A 4,546-nucleotide genomic window follows, 5' to 3' on the forward strand; every position below is an offset into this window, starting at 1 on the left:
CATAATGCCGTAACCCGGATTATGCCGCATGGCGTCGGCCAAGGCCCTGTTTTCCGGCCATCCACCACGCGGCAATTTCGCATAATCAGAGCCCTTCGAGGAACGCGAGGAGCTGATCGTCGGGCTGGAACCGTCCTGTCGGCACATCCGGTGCGGCAACGCGGGCGAGTGCCTTTTCCTTCATCCGCATATCGGCGTGGATGTAAACCTGCGTCGTTTCGACCGATTCATGCCCCAGCCACAGTGCGATCACGGCCTGATCGACGCCATGGTGGAGCAGGTCCATCGCCGTGCTGTGGCGAAGCGTATGCGGCGTGACCCGCTTGGCGGCGATGCTTGGGCAGGTCCGCGATGCCGTAAGGCAGTGCTTGCGCACCAGATGTTCGAGCGCATCGCGGCTGAGCCGTTCGCCACGGATCGAGGGGAACAGCGGTTGATCGCTTTTCCCATGATCGCCGATCCACGCCTTGAGGACCTTGGCGGTTTCCCGCCTGATCGGCGTGCACCGTTCCTTCCGTCCCTTGCCCATGCAACGAACATGAGCACCGGTGCCGAGCACCACATCCTTGTTTTGCAGGCTGACCAGTTCGGATGCCCTGAGGCCCGTCTGCACCGCGAGCAGCAGCAGGGCATGATCGCGCTTTCCCGCCCATGTCGAGAGATCCGGCGCCGCCAGCAGGGCGGCGATCTCGCTCGCATCGAGGAACGTGACGGCGCGCTTTACATAGCGCTTGTTGGGCATCGCGAGGATGCGCTGGCAGTGCAGCATCCATGTGGGGTCGGTCATCGCGACGTAGCGGAAGAACGAACGGATTGCGGCGAGCCTGGTATTGCGGCTGCGGGCGCAGTTGCCGCGCGCCGCTTCGGTGTGGGCGAGGAAGTCGGCAACCAGATCGACGTCGATATCTTCGACTGTGATAGCGACCGGTGGTTTGCCAAGGCGTGCACCGGCATAGCGCAAGAGCAGGCGGAACGTGTCGCGATAGCTCGCGATGGTATGACGGCTCGCCTCCATCTGGACGCACAGCCGGTCGGTGAAGAAGCGCTGGATCAGCGCCGGCAAGGTCATGGCGGTCATTGCTCAGCCTCCCCGCCAAGGCGCGTCGCGCGCGCCATCGCCAGTTCCAGCAGTTCGGGCACGGCCTCGATGTACCAGAACGTGTGGTCAGGGTTGGCATGGCCAAGCCAGGTCGTCAGCTTGATCATCTCGTGTGCCGGATCCTTGCCTGTGCGATACCAGTCGATCATGGCCCGAACCGCGAAGGTGTGACGAAGGTCGTGTATGCGTGGTCCTTTTCCGTGCAGCTTGAACCGCGAGTATTCCCGCAGCCCGATTGTTCGACTGACCCGTGCGAAGCTGGCCCGCGCGGACCATTCGCTGAGCCGGTCGCCGTTGCATCTGACGAAGATCGGCCTGGGCGCGCGACCGAGCAACCGGTTACGTTCGGTCGTGTAGGTGGTCAGCCGGTCCACGACAGTCGGATCGAGTGGCAGCAGGCGCTCCTTTCCCAGCTTGCCATGCCGGACACGTAGCACTCCGGTTGCTGCATCAAGGTCGTCGGTATCCAGCGCCAGCGCTTCGCTGATCCTGAGTCCCGTGACAGCGATCAGGCCGAAGAAGGTCGAACATGTCAGCCCGCGCATCCCGTAGGTGGAAGGCAGTTCACTGGCCGCTGCGATGATATTCTTGATCTCGGCTTCGCTGTAGATGTAGGGCCGTTTTCGCCTGGCGCGATCCGGTAGCAACCCGCGCGGCGGCGCTTTGTGCACCGGGTCTATGCTGCTCAGCCACAGCGCGAACAGCCGCACCATGCCGAGCCGGGCAGACCGGGTGGATGATCCGGCGACAGGCTGGCTGGCGTCCCAGTGCAGGAACAGGCCGGTATCGATATGTCTTGCGCCGGCATCATCGGCAAAGCGGACGAAGCGGCGCAGCACACGCTCGGACGTTTTGAGATCATAGCCCAGGCTACGGCGAACGGCGAGATAGCGGTCAAGCTGGAGGGCGAGGGTCATTGTGCGCCTCCCGCCACTGGCCAGGGCTGGGCTATGGATCGCAGTCCCTCGATATCAAGCCGGGCGTAGATCATGGTGGAACCGCGCGAGCGGTGGCGCAACATGTCGCCGACCTCGTCGAGCGAGGCACCATGATTGATGAGCTGCGTGGCAAGGCTGTGGCGCAGGATATGCGATCCGACATAGGGCGTGGCGGGCTTCTGGCCGGTCGCATCGAGCGCATCCTTGATGATAGCGTTGATGATCTGACCATCCTTGAACGGACGATGTGGCGCACGCTGGGTAACGAACAGCGCGCGGCATTCGGTCGGCCCGCGTTCTTCGCGCAGATATCGGCTTACGGCTTCGCCGATCTCGGGGCTGATCGGGACGCGATCATGCAACTTGCCCTTGCCGCGCACCATCAACTCGCCTGCGCGCCAGTCGATGTCGTCGAGATCGATCCTGATGATTTCCGGCGCGCGAAGACCGAGCCGGGCCATGAGCAGGAGCATTGCATAATCCCGAACGCCGTGCCGGGGATTTCGGCGAACCCAGTCGAGCACGGCTTCGACGCCTTCGGGCGGCAGATGCCGGGGAAGGCGCTTGTCGCGGGCCGTCGCTGCTCTGGGCACACTTAGGGCAAGGTTGGTCACGGTGATGCCTCGCGCGAACAGGTACTGGAAGAACGTGCGCAGATGCGTCACTGCACTCTTGTCCCGGTATGGCCGCCCCCGCGACAGCAAGTGTTGAACGAACCCGACGGCGTCAACGGGCCGAAGGCCGGTCAGATCGATCATGCCCGCACCGAAGCGGTGGTCCATGAAGCGGTCGGCAAAGCGCAGCGTGTGGTAGATGCTGCGCGGACTGAGGCCACGCTGTTTGATGAGGTAGGTTTCGAAGTCGGCCAGCAGTTCGGCGCGGGCAGCCTCTGCGACGGTCGGAACGGCCGGCTTGGCAACGCCGATCTCGATCAGGTGCGCGGCGAACATGCGCCCCAGGCTGTATAGGCGGATCGTTCCCTTGCTTTCGGGTTCTGCCGCCCGGCCCAGCTTTTCCGCGAGTTCAGGCGTCAACGCTGTTGGTGCGACGCCCTCTTCATCCATTGCCTGACCAAGTCTGCGAACCAGATTGCGATATCCCTTGATGGTTTCGGGCTTGTAATTCGCCTCGGCAAAGCTGCGCATGAAGCTGTCGAGGTACGGCTCAATGCAGGTTTCGGTGATTTTCGTCATGGTTTTCGTGCTCCATAGTGTTGGAGCGTGATCCGGGCCTTGTCGTCGCCCTGACTGCAAGATTATCAGCAGTGTTGGTTTCGGATATTTGGTGCAGGCATGAAGCAGAAGAAGGCCAAGCTTCCCGGCGATGCAGTCGTGAAGGCGTTGATCGAGAAGTACGACTGCCCTGTGCCATTCCACGAAGTGCGCACTCGGTTCCTGGGCAATATCGCAACCCCGGAGCTATCGGCCTCGCCCTTGCAGATGATTCAGGATTTGTGGGGCGGCGAGCTGCCCGTGTTCGATAGCATGGACGAAGCCAACGAACTGATTGGCGCTCTGATCGACGGCCTTTGGAATGGCCTGACCCGGCATCAGAAGCGCAGCCAGCCATTCAGGCTGACCCGCGTGTCGATGGACCCTACTGCCGCAAATCTCGGACGCTACGGGCTGATCCGTCTTGAGGAACTGGACGGATTTATCGAAGGTCTGTTCAACGGTCATGATATCATCGATCTGCCCGAACGGGCACATGGCGCAATCGGCCATCTCGCCGAGCTGCGCGCGATGATGGGCGGCATCTGCGAACTCGTGGCGCGTGACCCTGACGCCGATGATCGCACCAAGCTCGACACGACATTCAAGCACCTGCGCGAACTGACCAAAATCATGGAGACCGAGATTCACGAGACCGTGTTGGCTTGCACTCGTGCACGGCGACAGATGCTTGACGGCATCCTCACAGAGAAGCCGACGGTGCATTGATCCAATGTCCGAGGAACGCCTGCGCGAGAAGCTGCGCAAGATCGAAGCTCTCTATGCCGGCGCCACGACCGCCGGCGAGCAAGCTGCAGCAGGAGCAGCTGCGGAACGCATTCGCCGCCAGTTCGCGACGGCCAGCAAGATAGAACGTGCCGAGGAGTTCAAGTTTTCAATTCCTGACCCCTGGTCACGACAGCTCTTCATCGCCCTGTGCCGCCGCTATGGCGTCAAGCCATTTCGCTATACACGCATGCACCGTCAGACGGTGATTGTTCGCGCGCCAGCCAGTTTCGTTCGGATGACGCTATGGCCAGAGTTCGAGGAACTGAGCGGAGCCCTAACCTCACATCTGGATGAAATCACACAGAAGATCATCAGAGAGGAAGTGCACGAGGCCACACAGGATGCGGAAGAAGTGAGCGAGCCGCGTCAGTTGCGCTGAAACGTTACCGCCATCCAACGGATTGCCTATCGGGTACCTAGAATATGCCGAAACGGCACGCCACCAAAGCGCGGAAATTCAATATCCAACGAAGCCATGCGGCATAATCCGGGTTACGGCATTATGGGTC

At 61.6% G+C, this 4,546-nt stretch carries 5 protein-coding genes; 2 read left to right on the top strand and 3 right to left on the bottom strand.

Annotated elements, in window-relative coordinates:
* Nucleotides 1-85 precede the first annotated feature (85 nt).
* From STE01S_RS19415 to STE01S_RS19425, 3 genes are read right to left on the bottom strand one after another with little or no spacing between them, the layout of a single operon-like run.
* Entirely contained in the window at nt 86-1,078 is a 993-nt protein-coding gene (locus STE01S_RS19415; RefSeq protein WP_062770889.1) for a tyrosine-type recombinase/integrase, read from the bottom strand.
* Entirely contained in the window at nt 1,075-2,016 is a 942-nt protein-coding gene (locus tag STE01S_RS19420; RefSeq protein ID WP_062770891.1) for a tyrosine-type recombinase/integrase, read from the bottom strand. Before STE01S_RS19420 ends, STE01S_RS19415 begins: the two co-directional genes overlap by 4 nt.
* Nucleotides 2,013-3,230: a tyrosine-type recombinase/integrase gene (locus STE01S_RS19425; RefSeq protein WP_062770893.1), complete on the bottom strand. Its 1,218-nt coding sequence runs from the start codon at nt 3,228-3,230 to the stop codon at nt 2,013-2,015. Before STE01S_RS19425 ends, STE01S_RS19420 begins: the two co-directional genes overlap by 4 nt.
* 99 nt (nt 3,231-3,329) lie before the next feature.
* Between STE01S_RS19425 and STE01S_RS19430 the strand changes: the two genes are divergently transcribed.
* Nucleotides 3,330-3,977, top strand: coding sequence for a hypothetical protein (locus tag STE01S_RS19430; RefSeq protein WP_062770896.1), 648 nt, complete (start codon nt 3,330-3,332; stop codon nt 3,975-3,977).
* A 4-nt stretch (nt 3,978-3,981) separates the two neighbouring features.
* Entirely contained in the window at nt 3,982-4,416 is a 435-nt protein-coding gene (locus STE01S_RS19435; RefSeq protein ID WP_062770898.1) for a hypothetical protein, read from the top strand.
* Nucleotides 4,417-4,546: the final 130 nt, after the last annotated feature.

Origin of the sequence: Sphingopyxis terrae subsp. terrae NBRC 15098 (assembly GCF_001598815.1) — a bacterium.
In the GTDB taxonomy this organism is placed as follows: Bacteria; Pseudomonadota; Alphaproteobacteria; order Sphingomonadales; family Sphingomonadaceae; genus Sphingopyxis; species Sphingopyxis terrae.